Genomic DNA, 18,172 nt, shown 5'->3' with positions numbered 1-18,172 from the left:
GGTGCGGGCCCCACAGTTCTATTAAGGAGAACCCAATGGCCAAGACCATGACCAGATTACTTGCAGCTGGGTCTGCTCTTTCAGCTCTAGGGGCGGCATCGCTCTTTATGACCTCCACGCCTGGGAGCCAGATGGCGGCCCCTGCGCCGTCCGAAACTGTCCATTCAGCGCCAGCACCTCAGCAGAGTTTTATGGACGTGACGTGCCAGCCGCCTGCTGAGATAGGCCCGATACCGCAACTATCCCCCATGAGCTGGTGGGCACCGTCTATCAACGCCGGAGCATCCTTTATCCCCAGTACCACGCTACCTACATCTGCTACCACCAATGACGGCATTATCTATAGCCATTCAGAGGAAATTGGATCTTCGCAGGGTGTCTCGTTGCTCGTAGGCCATGTTGATTTTGAACCGGGAGCTATCAGCGAGGACGGCGGTGAGCTAACGGCCTGGGGACAGTTGCATGAACTGTCTGAGTGCGCCCTAGTTTTTACAGCTGATGAGAACGGCAACGTGGTGGCCTCCCAGCTTACGAGTCTCTATACGGCCCCACAGCTTGATGAGACCCTGGAGCAAAAGGCGGCAGCTGCCCCAGGCAATGGGGAGCTTCAGAGCCAGTTGCAGCAACAACGCGAGGTGCAAGCAAGAGTGTTCCGGTCGACTGGCTCCTACACCATCACACTTTTGACCTGTTCGGGGCCGTCTGTTGCAGATGTTGGTGGGGATTTTCAGTTCCGCTATAGCGACAACCTGATTGCCGAGACTACCCCTCTTGATTGGAGCCATTAAGTGAGTGAAGAAGTTGTAGCTAAGGTGATTCCTAGTACCACCCCGGGTATTAGCATCACTCCTTTATACCCTTTTACCCCTGACTTATCACTATTTTCACCTTCAAGAAAGTTGCAATAAATATTAGTGAAAATCTGAGATATAGAGGCTGTAAACAAGAGATTCAGCCTCTATATCATTTAGTTTCATGAATGTTTATTAATTTCCAGCAGACCTATTTGTAAAGAATTGACGGATTTTATTTTTTATATTTCCCCAGAGCACAAAGAGGTCTCGCTTAGTCTCAACTAAAAGTTCCCACGTAGAGGTCGCAGGGTAAGGGATTATCTCTTCCACTTTAAATTTGAAATCCTCATCCTCTGGCCCATCGTCCTGTGCAACCAATCCAGGAGCGCTGGATTTAAGATGTTGCTTAACCATTTTCCGCGCCATCTCAACCCTTTCTCGCTTCTTCTTCCCGCGCTGGTACTCAGTCGAATATAAAAAGAAAATTGCCAATAATAAAATTAATATATAAATAGCAACAAGCCATCCCCCTGAGATACCGCCCCCAAATTTTGATAGCAATGTGAAATAGAGTCCCAGGGCAAAGAAACCTACGACTATTCCCAAATATGTCCAGGCTGAAGCAATTGGAACCATACGGCGAGACAATTCTGTTGCCATCAATACATTAAGGTAGCCTACCTGACTCCGTTTTAATGGACTATCACCATCTGCACCGTCTTGCATTTTTTGGGCAGCTTCTTCAAGCACAAGCAAAGTATCCAATGAACGCTGAGACTTCCCCCTCGCCGCTGCACTAACAATATTAAGCAACCAGTTAATTACTGATGTGGCGACAGAAGACCCTAAAATAGCAATAATTATTTCTTGCGACATAAATTCTCCAATATATAAATTAAAAGGTCACTATGCCAACAGAGCGAATGACCTATAATTATTTTCAAATTTATATATAACTTTACAGTAAACTACCAGCGAAACATAAGGGCGTCCTAGTAATCACCTAGAACGCCCCTTTTCTTTTAACCACCTACAGGCACCAAACCGACCCGCAGATTATCCGTATACGGAAACGTAAACGTCTGCCCCACACCAGAATCCCCCACAAAAGCACCCGAACACGTCAGCAACCACACCAGCTCATCCGTCCCATACTTGGCCCACTCATCCGGCGTCACCTCAGCAGAGCCCCACAGACCTGGGTCAGTCTCAGTTAGCGCCTGCTCAATAGTGTCAATAACAATTACCTGGTACTCACGGGTCACACCTGCCTCATCCGTGATATACACATGCGCGCACCTATCAATGTAATGCAGCAGACCCCACCCAGAGAGTCGGTCATCAGGATAATCAAGGTTCACATGCCCAGCCAGCACACTCGCCTTACCCTTAGAACCAAGGAGCGCACTCAACGATGAGAGCAACCCACCAGGAGCAGAGGGAATACCAGCCGAAAACAAGCCAGTCGAAAAATACCCCCTCGCTACACCACCAGCCCCATCAGACAGGGACGGCACCACCCACGAACCGGGCTCAGGCCTCACCTCCCCCAGCGCCTCACCGGTACACTGCACAGGGGTAGGGGTCAGATTCTTCACCTGCGGAGCCGCCAGCGCACCAACGCCGTCCACCGGCTCAGCCATCAGCCCATAGGCAGGTTCATAATATTCCTGGCCGTCCTGTTCAAAGACTTCCCCGCTGGCATCCGGGTGCCGCAGTTGATACGGGGCCACCACCTGCCCATCGGCTACCTTCCAACCGGATAAGACCGCCCCCAGCACCAAAGACACAACAGCCACAAGCAGTACCGCAAGGATCGCCACAGCCCTAAGACGTGACTTCTTCACCTGGCCCATCATCACTACCCTTTCACCACAAAAATAGCCCTTAAAACAAGACGTTGGCAGAGAAAGCCCACCGCAGATACCAGGGCACATACACCAAGCCCTAGCGTCTGCATCATCTCTCTCTGCCAACGCCAACCCCCTCAATTAACACTCACGACATCATCGAGGGGACTACCCACACCGTCAAGGAGGCACCAGCCCTGATACCAAGAAAGTCCAATCAAAGAAGGGTACAAATCTTCTCACCTTGGCACCAGGGCCACGCCGCCTAATACGGTGGGGAATCTATGCCATGCTAGCTAGCCTTACGACGCAGCATGAACCAAGCACCGCCACCGGCAGCAGCCAGCAGAAGACCACCACCGGCCAGGGCAGCACCAACAGGAATACCTGCAACAGATGCCTGGCCACCGGTCTTAGCGCCCTCACCCTTGACCACAGCAGGAGTGCTAGGAGTGGTCACATCAGGGGTGCCGGGGTTCTCAGGAATAACAGGAACAACCGGCTCAGGGGTGAAAGTCTTCACGGTGTTAGAGGTCAGCTTCTCACCGTTGTAGTTCTCCACAAAGGTGTTCTCAACCTCGCCGGTGCCGATACGCTCAACCTGCATGTAGACGCTAAAGCCCTGCTCAGTTGCACGGTTAGCCTCTGAGGACATCAGCGCAAGGAATGCGTCGGTTGCCTCGTAGGTGACAACGCCGTTCTCTACCTTCTGGGTGAAGTACCGGGTGATGTCCTCACCGGCATCGACCTTGGAGCCGTTCTCATCAACGAATGAGTGCTGAGAAATAACCTTGTAGTTACCCTCGTAGGCGTCCTTTGACTCGTCCCAGTCATCAACAATTGACCAGGACTCGGTCAGGCCAGCGCGGTCAGCAGGCAGAGTTGAAGAGTTCAGCTCGTAGTTAAAGACGGTGTTCAGAGCAATTTCAGTACCGTCAATCGAGTCCTTGTCACCAACGTTGATAACGACGTCCTTGGTGGGGTTGATTTCCTTGAGCTTGTTAGCAACGGTTTCGGTCTGGGTGCGGTGGTCGTTAGTGACCTGCCATGCAGTGTTGAGGATGTCCCCATCGGCGTTTGCGGTCACGGTGTAGGGCAGTACGTGGATGTACTTGTAGCCCATCGGCAGAACAACCTTGCCTTCGCCATCGGTCTTCATCATGGAAGAGATGCCTACAGCGCCGCCGTTAGTGAAGCCCTCGACCTCACCGTTGGTGACGGTGTAGGAGTCGGTGACGTCCTTTGCAGAAGCGAGCTTTACAGCAGCTGATACTGCCTCGGGGGTGGAGGTGTCGGTGTCGCCGGGAACCTGGTAGACACGTACCTGGGAGGCGTCAATCTGGCCGTAGCGCTCATCGAAGTCATCCACCATGCCCGAGACCTTGATGGTGTCGGCGGTGTTTTCCAGGTTGGTGGTATCTTCAACCAGCTTGTAGGAGATTACATCCCCTACGGTCACGGTCTTACCCTCGATGTTGGAGCCATCGGTCGCTGAGGTATCAACCTTAGAGGGGGCGATAACGGGCACGTAGTTGCGGACAACCTTGGTGAGGGTCTTATCCTCGTTGGTCAGCTGGGTTGCCTGGTTGGTGAACTCGCCGGGGGTGGCGTCCTTCTTCACGTGGCCATGCAGGGTGATGATGTAGTCCTTACCGACCAGTTCGGCAGGGTTCTTGGCCAAGATGGTGACTTCGCCGGTTTCCAGGTTCCATTCAGCGGTGAACTGGTCAGAAGAAACGGTGTTGCCTTCTGAATCAACGACGGTGAACTCGCCAGTGGGGGCCCACTTGGTCTCATCGTAGTTATCGTACTTGCCCAGCTTGGTCACTTCGCCGGTGGTATCTGCAAGGTCAGCAGCTGAGAGGGTCAGCTGGTAGTTCAGTTCCTGGCCGGGCAGTACACGGGTGTTATCGACCTCTACGCCCTCTGAGTTAACCACGGTCTTGTCGGGGTTAATCTTGGGCTCGTAGTAGGTCTTATCAGCGGTGAACTGAAGTTCGTCATTGACGATAGCGAAACCGGAGTCGATGAGGGTATCTGCGATACCGTCAAAGAGGCTGGTCTGGTTCACGTGCAGGGTGTAGGTGGTGTTCAGCTTCAGCGAGCCAGGATCCTTAGCGGTAGCAAGAATCTGGTGCCCTGCCTTGCCGTTGTGGACGCCGTCCTCGGAGGTGATGGTGAACTGGTCGGTGACGTTGTTACCCTCAGCGTCGGTTACAGCTACTTCGTTCATGTTCACGGAGACAGGCATGCGGCCGTCCTCGGTGAAGTAGATGTGGTCGCCCAGGATGAATGACTCAGGTGCCTGGTAGCCGGTGGCGTAAGAGATGGTCTGGGTGGTGGTTTCGCCAGCGATGACCTTCTTGCCCTCGTCCTTAGCGACCTTTTCTACTACGGGGATGGGGGCAAAGAGCTTGGTCAGGCCGTAGGACACAGAGGGCGCTTCAACGGTCTCGCGGGTAGGCTCAGTGGGCTTGGTGGGTACTGAGGGAACTTCTTCCAGAGTCGGAGGGGTAGGTTCGGTGGGCTTGGTGGGCTCTACCGGGGGTTCGTCCTCAACGATGCACTTTTCAGCAGCAACGGTGGCGGCTTCGTAGATGGAATCTGAGAGGGTGTTCATCTCACCGACAAAGTAGTCGCGGCCCTCGGTGGGTGAGGCTACACCGGAGATGCCCTTGATGTAGTTGAGCATACCGGCTTCATCGGATGAGAAGTGGAAGGGGTCAGAGGGATTGTTGACGGCCTCATCACGAATCATCACGGGGATGACGTCGGTGCCGGATGCTTCAAGGCGGTCTGCAACGGCTTTGGCAGCGTTGAATGCTTCGTCTGAGCCGTTGGAGGCGTTCAGGGGTGAGTGAATACCCACCTGGCCGTCTACGGTGTAGGTGTTGGGTGCGCCGTCGGTCAGCAGCAGGGCGGTGTCGTACTTAACGCCGGTCTCTGCCTGGTGCTTTTCGATAGCGGCCAGGGCAGCTTCCCAGTTGGTGCCCAGGGTCTGGAAGTTGACGCCGTTCCATTCATCGCCGGTGGTGCCTGCGGGGGCGTCCTTGGAGTGCTTGTCGATGCCGTCAATCCAGGCTAAAGCAGCGGCCTTACCAGCATCGGTGCTGACGTTGAATACAGCAGAGGGCTGGTTGCCTGCGATGGTGGTAATGGGGCCAACGGGAACTTCGCCGGAGCCGGTGTCCTGGAAGTTCACAGCAGAGTCACGGGCAAAGGTGAAGAAGGAGACCTCAGCGCCATCAACCTTGGAAAGACGTTCGACCATCTGCTTGGCCTGGTCTTTCATGGTTGCAGTCTCAGAGGCATCGAAAGAGCGGGAGAGGTCAAAGGTCATGGCCACACGCGGAGGTGCACATTCACCAGCTTCGATAGCAGCCTTAGCAGCTGCAACCTTGGCGTCGTAGGCTGCCTTGTCAGTCTTGAACTGAGCCAGTGCGCTCTCGTAGGAGGCAAGGTCTGCCTTGTACTGGGCCAGTTCAGCTTCGTAAGCGGCCTGGCGTTCAGCGTTAATCTTCTCAGCCTCAGCCTTAGCAGCTACAGCAGCCTGATAAGCGGCATCATCTTTCTGGTACTGAGCCAGTTCAGCTTCGAACTTGGCATCAGCTGCGGCCTTGTCTTCCTTGAACTGGGCAATCTTGGCGGTAATCTCAGCAATCTTGGCCTCAGAGTCAGCAGTGATGGTATCCAGCGCCGCCTGAACCTCAGCGGTCGAGCCGGTGGTGATGGTCTTGACCTGGGTTTCTGAGATGTTCAGGCCTGCTTCCTTAGCGGCCGCAACAGCAGCGAGCAGCGCCGAGTTATCGACAGGAACTTCGCGGGTGGTGGATTCTGCTTCAGATGCGCTGATAACTGAGCCAAATGAGCCAGTATCGACCGCGTTTGATGCGGGCATGGAGGCAAAAATAGAGGATGCAACCAGGCCGGTTGCAACCAGGGCGCCAGACTTGCTGGCTACTACCTTAAAGGATGCTCGTGACACGTCTTAGGTGTCCTTTCTTCAGATATGTGTGAATCGAGTGATTCGCGTGTTGTTTGTTTCTTCCCGCCTAGTGGAGAGGCGGTGTTTCCATCACAGATACCCTCAGCTCACTGGTAGGTGAACTAGGTAGGGACTGCGGAGGTCTATTGAGGGGCCGAGTTATCCCGAATCAGGGGCTTACTGGCCAGAGTGAAAGTTCAGCGGGTAGCCAGATGCAGGGGCTACAGGCTGTTTGGTGATAGCCGCGTCGATTAAGTCCATCAGCCCCAGAGTGAAAGTGATGCTGGGGTAGAGTTCACCGTCGATGGTGACGTTATTGGCGGTGAGGGTGCGGCGGGCTACCGGTTTTTGATAGCCATACGGGGCTGGGGTGGCCCACTCTTGTGCAATGACGGTTGCCTCGGTGAGGTCTTGGGCGTTTTCAAAGGTAGCCCCCTGGGCGGTAAGCCATTGGCCGAAGGTGTCGCCTAGCAGGGTGTTGATGTCGAGATAGTGGGTGATGCTCATGTGCTTCTCTCCAGAAAGTGGTGTATGTGAGTGGGGGAAAGAGTGCCAGGTGAAGAGCTGTGGCAATACGTTCGTGGGGGACATTGCCACAGACTCTCTCACTCTGGTCGCACCTTTAGAGGTTCTCTCGCGAGAGATTGGCGGGTGTCCGCTTTCCAGGTGGTCAACCCCGCCAGCACTTCAATTATATATAAGAAAGAGAGATAGTTATTATTTTCCGAAACTTTTGGACATAAAAAGAGGAGCCCCAGGTCAAAAGCAGTTTTTTAGGGCGACACGAAGAGTTTCACATCAGACGCCAGGAAGAGATTGGCCTGTTCAATGGCGTCTACCAGCTCAACATCAGGCCGACCGGCTAAATATTTCTGGCGGTTCAGGCCAAAGGCTTCTTCAAAGTTGAGATTCCCTGTTGCTACCAGCGCAGGTAGCGGTGAGGTTTTTAGGTAAGCAGCTAGTTCTAAGATGCGATAGATCGGTAGTGTTCCGTCACTGACCTGCTGGGAGAAGTTGGAGGGTTTCATCTCTAGGTGCTGGGCCAGCTCTTTTTGGGTTACTGCGCGTCGGTTCATATCTAACCAGCGTTTGAGTTGTGCCTCCGGAGGGGCAAAGCCTGCCCCTGCCTGTGCTTTACCTTCTCGCACGAAGCGTTGATGCAACAGTTCCAGGGCCGAGTAAAGGGGTACGGCATCAACAAGGGTGAGCTGGCTTTGGTTGAGTGATTCATAACCATCAAAGTGACCCAGCTCCCCTACCGGGTTGTGACCGTATGCCCTGGCGATGGCGATAACCGTCTTGGGTGTAACGCGGTTGCCGCTTCGCTGTTCTGAGATGGTAGAGAGGCTTAGGTCTGCCTTGGTGCAGATGTCCAGGAGGGTAGCATCTGGCGCGATGCCCTCTATCCACCGGGTGAACGCTGGTGATGCAATATTCACTGGGTGCTTCCTTGCAGATTGTCGGAGGTCTACCCTGATTTTACGGTATGTGCTTTCACTGCTTTTCGAGGCGGGGTGAGGGCTGGTCAAAAAAATTATTCATATCATTTCATATCACATGGTTGCATATCATATTAGTTAGGGGTTAGACTGTAGGCATGATCTTACTTATCGGAAACCATAAAGGAGGGGTGGGCAAGTCCACCCTGACCGTCAACCTCGCCACCGCCCTCCAGCAGCAGGGCAAGAGCATCACCATTGTCGAGGCTGACCCCTCTATCCGCACTGCCTCGCGTTGGGCAGATGATAGGGATGAACTTGGGCACGGCTCCATCATGACCCTCCGCAAAGAGGGCCGCCTGGGAGCAACCTTGCGGGAGTTGAACGAGAGCTACGATGTGGTTCTTGTCGATACCGCAGGTAAGGACTCCAAGGAATTGCGTTCAGCGATGGTGGTTGCTGACCTCATGCTTATCCCCACTCGCCCAGCCCAGGCTGACCTAGATGCAACCGTGGACTTAATGCAGATGGTCGATGAAGCCCAGGATATGAACCCCCGTCTCATTCCTTTCATCGTCATTTCGCAAGCATCCACCCACGTGATGAGCTCTGAGGCACAGGAGTCTAAGGAGTACCTGGCCCAGGCAGCACCGCAGGCAGCCCTGGCTGATGTGGTGGTTCATCACCGCAAGGCGTATCAGGCTGCATTAGCTGAGGGCAAGGCTGTTACCGAGGGTACTGATTCAAAGGCCAAGGCTGAGATTCAGTTACTCGCCCAAGAAATTCTCACACTGACCGAAGGACGATAATGGCATCTACTTTTCGCCAGCGGCCCACCTCAAAAAATGAGGATGCCTTTATTGAGGCAGCAGAGGCACCGCGCAGCAGCATATCCGAGCCCGAGCAGGGCGCGGATAAGTCCGTAGATTCACCCGAGGCCCGTCTTGAAAAGCGGGCGGCAGGGCGCAAGTACGGTATCTACACCCTCAGAGGCACTGAGTCTCAGGCCGAGCTACTGAAATATGCGGCAAAACAGAAGGGCATGAGCCAAAACGAGCTGATTAGCCATTACCTCTTTGAGGCTATCGAGTTTGAGTTTGGTGCGGACGTCCCCATCAAGTAATCACATCATGTCATGTCACATGATTCTGAATATCTGGAGAACCCCATGAACAATCAAATTTCTCTCACCATCACCGGCAACCTCACCCGCGACCCCGACCTGCGATTCTTCAAAGAAGGGGCAGCAGTGGTCTACATGACCGTTGCCCACACCCCGCGAGTCTGGTCAGCGGCAGAAAAAGACTACGTTGCTGGCGTCACCACCTACATGGAGGTTGAAGTGCGCTCCAAGGGTAGCGAGCGTCAGAATGATTATGTTCAGCGCATCAGCGAAGAACTACAAAAGGGCGACCGCGTGATGGCCACCGGCATGCTTGTAACCAAGGAACGCAAGCGCGACGGCGAAACGATTCGCTCCCTGAGCCTAATTGCTGATGAGGTAGCAGTCTCGAACCGGTTCGTCTCTATCACCATCAACCGCAAGCCCAAGCCGACCCAGAGCGTACCAGAAGAGGCAGCCTGGACTGCCACACCTGTGCCTACATCCCCCGATTCTCAGCGCCCGCCCCTTGCAGGCTGGGACAGCTAGCTAGCACCACATTTTCACCCAGGAGGCTAAGATGAGCCAGATTTACTACACCGTTCCAAACCACCCTCAGCAGCAGGTGCCGCAGGCCCCGATGCCTGCACCGATTCAGCAGCAGTATTACTACCAGCAGCCCATGATGGCACCTGCACCGCGCAAGCAGAATCCTGTAGCTGGTTTCTTCCGTGGGGTCGGAAACGTGTTCCGCTGGCTCCTCTTAGCCTTCCACCACACCGCAGTGGCCCTGAGCTGGATATACATCCTCATCCCATTCCTGGGCTGGAACCGCTACAGCCGCATCCTGCTGGGCTACATTGGACTGACTTTCTTCTCAGTATCCACCATCCTGTTTATCTACAACCTGCTCAGTGGCAACCTCACGGTTCCGCAGACCTACTAACTAAGCCCTACCAGCCCAGTTTCGTAAATCAATAACTTTCTATTAAACATATCTTTCCACGATTAAAGTAGGTGGCATCTATCAGCTATCTACATGGAGTACATCGTGGCGAAAAAACACGGCCTAATTGAGGGCCAGCTCGATATTTTCGAGTTCCTATTCTCAAACCCCCAGGAGGTTCAAGATGAGCAACTACGCAACAATAGCCAGGCAGAACTGGCAGACCCTAGCGCCGAGCGCCTACGCCCAGATGCAGCAGGAAATGAACCTGGACGAGCACTTTCAGCAGATTCAGGAACAGGCCGAACTGATGGTTCAGGATCTGATGTTCCAGTACGCGGGCCAGGATTCCCCGAACGAGGGCTACATGCAGAAGGTGGGCCGTTTGGAAGCGGCCAAGAAGCGGGCGGAGGAAACAGTGCGGCAGGAGCTTTTGACTCCCCCACAGGAGCTGTGGGAGCAGGAGGTGCCTCAGCCGATGAGCGAGTGGGAGATTCAGAGCGAGATGCTGTGGAACGACCAGTACCTGCGCGATTTGAAGACCAGCATCAACAGCCAGTACCTGAGCTCGGAGGAACCGCAGGACATCGAAATCCGCTCAGCGAACCTGGCCTACCAGGAGAAGGCAGCCCCTTATCTGGAGAGGCAGCAGGAGCTTCAGCAGATGCTCGAATCCTTGAAGAACAATCAGTAGAGCAAGCTACGGTGAGCAGCCCAGCTGGGGCTCTCACCGTTGCTGAACGCTACCGCCGCAACGTCGCAGCACTAGAGACTCTACAGACCCTACAAGGGGGCGATAGGGCTGCAACCGATGAAGAGAAGCAGCTACTAGCCCAGTACACCGGCTGGGGCGCAGGCGGCCTATCCGAAATTTTCAACGAGGCCAACCGAGAGACCGAGCCCGAGCGGTTCGAGCTCAAAGAACTACTAGGTGAAGAGGGCTACCGGCAAGCCGCCCGAGGGGTCAACTACGCCCACTACACTGACCCGACCTACACCAATGCGGTATGGAAGGGCCTGAAAGAATACGGCTTCACCAGCGGCCAAGTCCTAGAACCTGGTAGCGGTATCGGCAACTTTATTAGTAAGGCCCCCGCTGATACCCGTGTCACCGGCATTGAGATTGACCCGACAAGCGCGGCCATCTCAGCCTACCTCTACCCCGAGGCATCCATCCGCAATGAGTCCTTTGCGGAGTCCTTTATCCCCAACGGCTATTTTGATGCCGCCATCGGGAATGTGCCCTTTTCTCAGACGGTTTTGCATGATCCGCGGCATAACGCAGCGGGTCATTCCATGCACAACCACTTCATCATCAAGTCCCTGAACCTGACTAAGCCAGGGGGTATGGTTGCGCTCATTACCTCAACGGGAACCCTTGATGCTGCTGGTTCTGCTGCTCGTGAGGCTATGTATGCCCAGGCTGACCTAGTGGGAGCTTATCGTCTTCCTGAGCGTGCTTTTGATAATGCGGGCACCTCAGTTATGACCGACCTGCTGATTTTCCGTAAGCGCGTAGAGGGTGAGGCCCCGCTTTCTGATGCCTGGCTCACCAGTAAGGAATACACCGCCGAGGACGGGCAGAGCTACCACCGTAACGCCTACTTTGAGGATAATCCCCAGAACTTGCTGGGTGAAAAGGTGCTGAAAACCAATCGCTTTGGTCAGATGAGCGAGGCTATTACAGCTACCTCTCAGGAGCGCGAGAACCTGCCCCAGCGCCTAGCTGAAGCTATCGAAGCCGATGCTAAGGTGGCTCTTGCAGCTGGACGCGGCTACTCTACTACCCCGGCTAAGGTCTCAGAAGCCATGCCGCTGCTGTTGCCCGGTGAGCAACTGCTTGACCAGCATATTAGTCTTCAGGGCGACGGTACGTTCACTATCTACCAGGATAAAGAGCAGGTGCCCCTGTCGGTGCCCAAGACCCAGGTGCAGGAGCTAAAGGGCCTGCTGTCTTTGCGTGACCAGGCGAAGGCTCTTCTATCGGCAGAAGCTACTGATTCTGTCTCTGAGGCTACGATGGAGGCCGCACGTACCCAGCTACGCGAGACCTACCTGGAGCACACCGAAAAGTACGGGCCCCTGAACGGTGGCAAAATCACCTACACCGCCAGCGGTGAGACCAGCGTGCGCCGACGCCCGGTGATGAGTATCTTCCTCAAAGACCCTGCCGGTGCTCTCGTACTTGGTTTGGAGAACTACTCGCAGGCTACCAACACGGCGTCCCCTGCTGACTTGCTTAACCGCCGTATCCTAGAGCCGCGCAAGCCTGTCACCCACGTGGATAACGCCCTAGATGCCCTGGCAGTTTCGCTTGATGTTAAGGGCCAGGTTGATGTTCAGTTCATGGGTGAGCTGATGAATGAGTCCCCCGAGGCTGTTGTCTCTGAGCTAGGAGACCGAATCTATGTCCTGCCTAACTCCCCTGCTGAGGCACCGCAATATCAGACTGCCGAAGAGTACCTATCAGGAAATGTGCGGGCCAAGCTGAAAGAAGCCCAGGCCGCCGCCGAGCTCAACCCCCATTTTGCCAAGCATGTTAAGGCCCTGGAGCAGGTTATTCCCGAGGATATTGCTTCAGCGGATATTACTGTCCAGCCCGGTGCTGTCTGGATTCCTGATGAGCTACACGAGCAATTCCTACGCGAAGAGCTAGGTGATAAGCGGGCTAACCTGCACCGAGTACATGGCGGCATGTGGGAGCTAACCAATAGCTCACGAACTGACCCCAATAACTACGGAACGCCCTATCGTACACCGGCCCAGCTCTTCCAGGCGGTTATCGAGAAAAAGCCGATTCAGATTATCACCGATAAGAAGCTGAACCCGGAGGCGACCGCCCACGCTAATGACCAGGCCGAACGTATTTCTGACCGGTTCGCGCAGTGGGTATGGGAAGACCCCGAGCGTCACCAGATGCTGGCGAGGGCCTACAACGACAGGCATAATAACTACGCGCTACGGAACTATGCTGAGGCTGGCAAGGCCCTGACCTTACCGGGGCTGGTCAAGACCTTTACCCCGCATGCTCACCAGCGAACTGCGATTGCGCGCATGATTAATGAACCGAGCGTTGGTCTCTTCCACGAAGTCGGTGCCGGTAAGACCGCTGAAATGGTCATCGGTACGATGGAGCTGAAGCGCTTAGGCCTGGTGAAGAAGCCGGCCATTCTTGTGCCTAACCACATGCTGGAGCAGTTCTCTCGCGAGTGGCTAGAACTGTACCCCCAGGCTCGTCTGCTTACTGCCTCATCATCAGATATTGGTAACGGGGAGAAGCATAAGCAGTTCATCGCGCGCGTGGCCACCAATAACTGGGATGCCGTCATTATGACCCACGCCGCCTTTAACAAGCTGGAGCTATCGAACGAGGGTAAGGCGGCCTATCTGCAAAAAGAAGTCGATTTGCTGACCGAAGCTCTCTACAAGAGTAATGAACGCGCGGCCCAGGCAGGTAAGCCCACCAAGACTACCAAGGAGCTACAGGAACGCATTGAGGCCCTGGAGCAGGATATTAAGAAGTTGCTGGCTAACCCCTCCCCTGCGGGTATCTCTTTTGAAGAGACCGGCATTGATTACCTGTGTGTTGATGAAATGCACGAGTTCAAGAATTTGAAGACTCCCTCTGCTATCCGTGGTGCCGCTATTGGGGGCTCGAAGAAGGCAACGAACCTGCATTCAGTGGTGGAGTATCTGCGTGATACGAACGGCAACCGGGTCATTACCGCAGCGACAGGAACGCCGGTGGCTAACAGTATGGCAGAGCTCTATGTGATGAACCGCTACCTTGCCCCTGAGCTCCTCCATGAGCAGGGCTTGGAGGACTTTGATTCGTGGGCAGCGACCTACGGTAAGACGGTCACGGAGCTAGAGCTCACCGTTGCTGGTGGTGATTCCTACAAGATGAATACCAGGTTCTCGAAGTTCGTTAATATCCCTGAGCTCATTCGAACGATGCACACCTATGCCGATGTGAAGCTAGCAGATGATCTGTCCTATCTGAAGCGTCCTGAGCTTGAGCCTAACGAAAAGGGTGAGGCCGCACCGCATGTTCTTTCCTTGAAGCGGTCACCGGAACAAGCTGTCTACATCACCTATTTGGCCGAGCGGTACGAGAAACTACCTGGAGGTGCTGCCAAGGGTGAGGATAACGCGCTGGTCATTACCTCTGATGGGCGTAAGGCAGCAGCTGATTACCGCCTGATTGACCCCTCTGCTATCCCCTCGGGGGAAGTGCCGACCAAGGCAGAGGCAACCGCTAAGGTGCTAGCTGACGTCTATGAGAAGAATAAGAACCGTAGCTACCTGATTCCTGGTACGGATGAGGTTCACCCTAACCCTGGTGCTTTGCAGTTGGTCTTCTGTGACTACGGTGTTCCTGGTAAAGACCGTGGTTTCGATATGTATAACGAGCTGAAGAAGCAGTGTGTGATTGCCGGTATTCCCGCGGACAAGATTCGCTTCATCCAAGATGCTGATTCTGAGGTAAAAAAGGCAAAGCTCTTCCAGCAGTGCCGTGATGGTGAAGTGGCTGTGCTGATTGGTTCTACCCCTCGTATGGGCACCGGTACTAACATTCAGGACCGTCTGGTACATCTGGTGCATATGGATGCCCCGTGGCGTCCTGCTGACTTGAAGCAGCGTGACGGCCGTATTTTGCGTCCTGGTAATCAGAACCAGCAGGTGCGGATTACTCAGGTTGTGACCGCTGAGACCTTTGATGCGGTGATGTGGTCAACGCTCTTGCGTAAGCAGCGGTTTATCTCCCAGGTCATGCGAGGGGATATGTCTATTCGCACGATGGAGGATCTGGGTAAGGCTGAGGTGTCGATGGCCCAGACTCAGGCGATTGCCACGGGCAACCCCTTTATCATGAAGCATTCTGAGGCTGTGGCTAAGGTGCAGAAGCTACGGAATGTGATGACTGGTTTTGAGAACGGACGTCGTCTTGCCCAGTTCCAGTACGATGCTCTCTCTGCCCGTGTCAAGGTGCTAGAGGCACAGATTCCGGCCATGCGGCAGGCAGCGGGGCAGGTGGTTGAGACCTCTGGGGATAAGTTCGCAGCTGTGATGAATGGTCAGCGGTTCGACTCGCGTGCTGATGTTGCTGATGCCTTGAAGCAGTGGGCTGATGGTATCGGTTCGCCCTCGTGGGTGCGGGCCCAGCAGTTAGGGCCTGTTATCTCAGTCGGTGGCCTGGACTTTGTGGGTGTTCTACAGGCGGCTACTCCTGGTCATATCAGTCAGACCCCTGTGACGCTTCATGTTGAGGGTATGCCGTGGGTCAAGGTTGAGACCGGGTATGCAGAGATGCGACAGATCAACAGGGGCCTGGTGACGCGCCTGGAGAACGCGGTCTCGTCTGTGGCCGTGAAGGCTGAGGGCATGGAGAAGGAACTGGCTCAGGCTCGTGAGTTGATGCCTGGCTATAAGGCCAAGGCGGAGGCTGGGTTTACCCAGTTGGAGCAGGTGCGTGTAGCCGAAGCTGAAGAGTTACGTCTGAGGAAGCTGGTGGAGAAGTTCAAGACCGCTAAGGACGAGGTTCGGGAGCAGATGCTGCTGGAGAGCCAGCAGGAAGAGATTAGTTTGATTGCAGATTCGGTGGAGAATCTGGAGGAGAAAGGTAAGGAAGCAATGGAAGAGCTACAGGTAGCCGAAGCTGTGGGTGATGAGCAGGATAAGGTGAGAGGTGCGCTGGTGGATGATGGGAGGGCCGCTGAGGGTCAGGTCGTTGAGGCTCAGGCTCCTGATGAGCGGGCCCGGCAGCTTGAGCAAGAGCACCGCCGTTTGGTTGATGAGATGAATGGGGTCAAGGCTGAATTGACTGAGGCTTGGGATGAGCTGGGTAAGGCCGAGCGGGAGCTTTTTAAGGTGGGCAATACCGAGGCTGAGATTCTGGGGAAGATGCAGGAGCGTGAACGGGTCATTGAGGCTCAGGCGCAGAGTGATTTCAAGCGGCTACGGTCTGCCGAGCAGGAGCTTGAAGAGGCTGGCTTTTTCTCTCGTTCTGCCAAGCGTGATGCCCTGGAGCAGGTGAAGGCTGAGGTTCAGGGTAAGTACCACGGAGCTACCCAGGCCTATGAGGGGATGAAGTGGGCTAAGGAGACGGATGAAGAGCTGTCTTTGTGGGATAAGCAATTGGCCGATGTGAGGGCTAGGAAGGCTGGTCTTGAGCAGGTTTCGGCTGATGCGCGGCTTAGGATCGAGAAGGCTGATGGTGCGTTGAAGCAGGTTCAGGGTAAGGCTGAGGCTGCGAAGCAGGAGCGGGTGCAGGTTGACCCTGTTTTGCGGGCGCAGAAGGTGCGAGGGGCAGGGGCGGCGCGTGAGCTGGTTGGTTCTCGTGGTGCTGATGTGCAGAGGGGGCAGGGTATGGTGCGGTAGTGGCTGATATGCTGGCTGTGGCGCAGGTTGCTCGTTATTTTGCGTTCTTTGGCGCTGATGTTTTGTAGCGTGCAGTTTGTGCCCGGTGTGTCTGGTTGCGGTGTGGTAGCCGCGATTGCAGGTATAGAGAACGGGGAGATGTCTTGGATTCCAAGGCATCTCCCCTTCTTCTGTTAATGGTTCTTTTTCTTTGCAGATTATCCAAAAATTAAAAAGTTCTACCCCACACTTGAAATATTATTCAAGTGTGGGGTAGAATTATAACGTGACCAAGAAACGCGACCTCATCAAAAACATCAACAGAGCTGCAAGGGAAGCTGGTCTAGAGTTCAAACAAAAGCAACGTAAAGGTGGTAGGCATGATGTCTATGACCTCAATGGTGAAACTATCGCCATCCCGCGCCACAACGAAATTAACGAACTGACAACCCTTTCAATCTATAAACAGGCAGCTCATCAGCTAGGAAAGGACTGGTGGAAATAAATCATGAGCACTACAACTTACCCCGTACAAGCAACAAAAAGCGGAGCTTTCTGGCATCTGGAAGTTGAAGGCCTCCCCCAAGGCACACAGGTTCGTAAGCTTTCAGAAGCTAAAGATGCAGTTGCAGACCTAGCCAATATCTTCACTGATGTAGCGGTGGAGAACGTGAATATTGATTTACGCATCCAGCTACCGGAAGATGTAGCAGCTATCCGAGAAGAAGCCAATAAGCTCTTCGAACAAGCAAAGGAGTCCAACGCACTAGCTGCTGAAAAGTCACGACTTGCAGCTAAACTGCTCAAAGAACAGGGAATGACTCTGAAAGAAATCGGTCAAGCCTTAGACGTTTCTTATCAACGAGTAGCGCAACTTGTAGCAGCATAACTCTCAGGAGATACCGGCGTTGATCTTAGATGCGATGCAGAGCATCACACCTAAGATCAACGCCTTTTTTGATTCAAAGTTCATCGGTTAGAGGTGGGATCCCATTGCGTCGCAGGCTCCTTATAGGATCCCACCTAACCTCAGTTACCGCTTACCCTCTGTGTGGCCCTGCTGGCATTCGAGGCTAGGGGCTAGACCTTCGCTGTGCAAGCCTAAAGGCCAAGGCGTATTCAAAATTTCTTCGGCGCTGCGCTTTTTTCCTCAGAAATTTCGATGCCGCCTTGCCCCTGCGGGGTTGCACAGCTTTGGGTCTTTAGCCCCTTGCCGCCTTCTTCTGCCAGCAGGGACGGGACAGCTACCAGCCAAGTAGCGCCGATCTGCCGGAGAAAGTGAAAGGAAGACAAGTCATGAGCCAGCAGGGATACGTTTACGACTGGGGTAACGTAGTAGTCGAAGAGGCAGAATCACCTCACGAACTGGAGTACCTGGAGTGGGATAAGAGCCTGAAAAATTTTGTCGATAAAGGCTATAGTCTCCAGCGCATCTACCTTCAGCCCTCTAACAGCTGCAAAGTACATGAGGACGAGCTGGAATGCTGCGGGCTTGACCCCTATGAGGCAAACTTCAGCAGCTCAGAATGGCGAATAGATTCAGAAACCGGTCAGTGCATGAACGCCGGGTGGGACTGTCAGGAAAACGGTGTAAACCCTCCCAACCCCAACAGGAGAAAATAACACCATGACAACAGAACACCAACTCGCCCAAAACCTCATCACCCAAGCCAAAGAACAAGGCCTAGACCTCAGC

At 54.3% G+C, this 18,172-nt stretch carries 15 protein-coding genes; 10 read left to right on the top strand and 5 right to left on the bottom strand.

All coding sequences use genetic code 11. From position 1 onward, the window contains the following. The first annotated feature begins 35 nt into the window (after positions 1 to 35). The gene (locus L7A20_RS08910) at positions 36 to 788 is read left to right on the top strand and encodes a hypothetical protein (protein ID WP_237223132.1); all 753 of its coding nucleotides are present in this window, start codon (positions 36 to 38) and stop codon (positions 786 to 788) included. Between the two features lie 198 nt (positions 789 to 986). Here the strand turns inward: L7A20_RS08910 and L7A20_RS08905 are convergent, their stop codons facing one another. The 5 genes from L7A20_RS08905 to L7A20_RS08885 form a co-directional block, all read right to left on the bottom strand. Beyond that, the gene (locus L7A20_RS08905; protein WP_237223131.1) at positions 987 to 1,670 is read right to left on the bottom strand and encodes a hypothetical protein; all 684 of its coding nucleotides are present in this window, start codon (positions 1,668 to 1,670) and stop codon (positions 987 to 989) included. 146 nt (positions 1,671 to 1,816) lie between these two features. Continuing rightward, positions 1,817 to 2,731: a hypothetical protein gene (locus L7A20_RS08900; RefSeq protein WP_237223130.1), complete on the bottom strand. Its 915-nt coding sequence runs from the start codon at positions 2,729 to 2,731 to the stop codon at positions 1,817 to 1,819. 205 nt (positions 2,732 to 2,936) lie between these two features. Next, the gene (locus L7A20_RS08895; RefSeq protein ID WP_237223129.1) at positions 2,937 to 6,629 is read right to left on the bottom strand and encodes an LPXTG cell wall anchor domain-containing protein; all 3,693 of its coding nucleotides are present in this window, start codon (positions 6,627 to 6,629) and stop codon (positions 2,937 to 2,939) included. Positions 6,630 to 6,806: 177 nt separating this feature from the next. Then, entirely contained in the window at positions 6,807 to 7,136 is a 330-nt protein-coding gene (locus L7A20_RS08890; RefSeq protein WP_237187389.1) for a hypothetical protein, read from the bottom strand. A 266-nt stretch (positions 7,137 to 7,402) separates the two neighbouring features. Then, positions 7,403 to 8,068 carry a hypothetical protein gene (locus L7A20_RS08885; protein ID WP_237223128.1) on the bottom strand — a complete coding sequence of 222 codons (666 nt, stop codon included), beginning with the start codon at positions 8,066 to 8,068 and terminating at the stop codon, positions 7,403 to 7,405. Positions 8,069 to 8,226: 158 nt separating this feature from the next. Here L7A20_RS08885 and L7A20_RS08880 point away from each other — a divergent pair, with 158 nt between their 5' ends. The 9 genes from L7A20_RS08880 to L7A20_RS08840 all read left to right on the top strand — a co-directional run bounded on the left by L7A20_RS08880 (position 8,227) and on the right by L7A20_RS08840 (position 18,099). Further along, positions 8,227 to 8,877 carry a ParA family protein gene (locus tag L7A20_RS08880; RefSeq protein ID WP_272879220.1) on the top strand — a complete coding sequence of 217 codons (651 nt, stop codon included), beginning with the start codon at positions 8,227 to 8,229 and terminating at the stop codon, positions 8,875 to 8,877. Further along, on the top strand, positions 8,877 to 9,191 hold the full coding sequence (locus tag L7A20_RS08875) for a hypothetical protein (protein WP_237223126.1): 315 nt from the start codon (positions 8,877 to 8,879) through the stop codon (positions 9,189 to 9,191). Before L7A20_RS08880 ends, L7A20_RS08875 begins: the two co-directional genes overlap by 1 nt. 45 nt (positions 9,192 to 9,236) lie before the next feature. Further along, positions 9,237 to 9,719 carry a single-stranded DNA-binding protein gene (locus tag L7A20_RS08870; RefSeq protein WP_237223125.1) on the top strand — a complete coding sequence of 161 codons (483 nt, stop codon included), beginning with the start codon at positions 9,237 to 9,239 and terminating at the stop codon, positions 9,717 to 9,719. Between the two features lie 31 nt (positions 9,720 to 9,750). Next, complete coding sequence (locus tag L7A20_RS08865; RefSeq protein ID WP_237223124.1) at positions 9,751 to 10,116, top strand: hypothetical protein; 366 nt, start codon at positions 9,751 to 9,753, stop codon at positions 10,114 to 10,116. Between the two features lie 184 nt (positions 10,117 to 10,300). Then, positions 10,301 to 10,810 (top strand): TnpV protein, encoded by a 510-nt coding sequence (locus tag L7A20_RS08860; RefSeq protein WP_237223123.1) that lies wholly within the window; start codon positions 10,301 to 10,303, stop codon positions 10,808 to 10,810. Between the two features lie 11 nt (positions 10,811 to 10,821). Further along, the gene (locus tag L7A20_RS08855; protein WP_237223122.1) at positions 10,822 to 16,497 is read left to right on the top strand and encodes a helicase-related protein; all 5,676 of its coding nucleotides are present in this window, start codon (positions 10,822 to 10,824) and stop codon (positions 16,495 to 16,497) included. 265 nt (positions 16,498 to 16,762) lie between these two features. Then, positions 16,763 to 16,981, top strand: a complete 219-nt coding sequence (locus L7A20_RS08850; RefSeq protein WP_237223121.1) for a hypothetical protein — start codon at positions 16,763 to 16,765, stop codon at positions 16,979 to 16,981. Positions 16,982 to 16,984: 3 nt separating this feature from the next. Continuing rightward, positions 16,985 to 17,365 (top strand): hypothetical protein, encoded by a 381-nt coding sequence (locus L7A20_RS08845; RefSeq protein ID WP_237223120.1) that lies wholly within the window; start codon positions 16,985 to 16,987, stop codon positions 17,363 to 17,365. 407 nt (positions 17,366 to 17,772) lie between these two features. Next, entirely contained in the window at positions 17,773 to 18,099 is a 327-nt protein-coding gene (locus L7A20_RS08840) for a hypothetical protein (RefSeq protein ID WP_237223119.1), read from the top strand. The last annotated feature ends 73 nt before the right edge of the window (positions 18,100 to 18,172 follow it).

The sequence above is a fragment of the Rothia nasimurium genome (assembly GCF_928381415.1).
Lineage (GTDB): Bacteria > Actinomycetota > Actinomycetes > Actinomycetales > Micrococcaceae > Rothia > Rothia nasimurium_H.
This window is presented reverse-complemented; position numbering and strand designations above follow the sequence as displayed.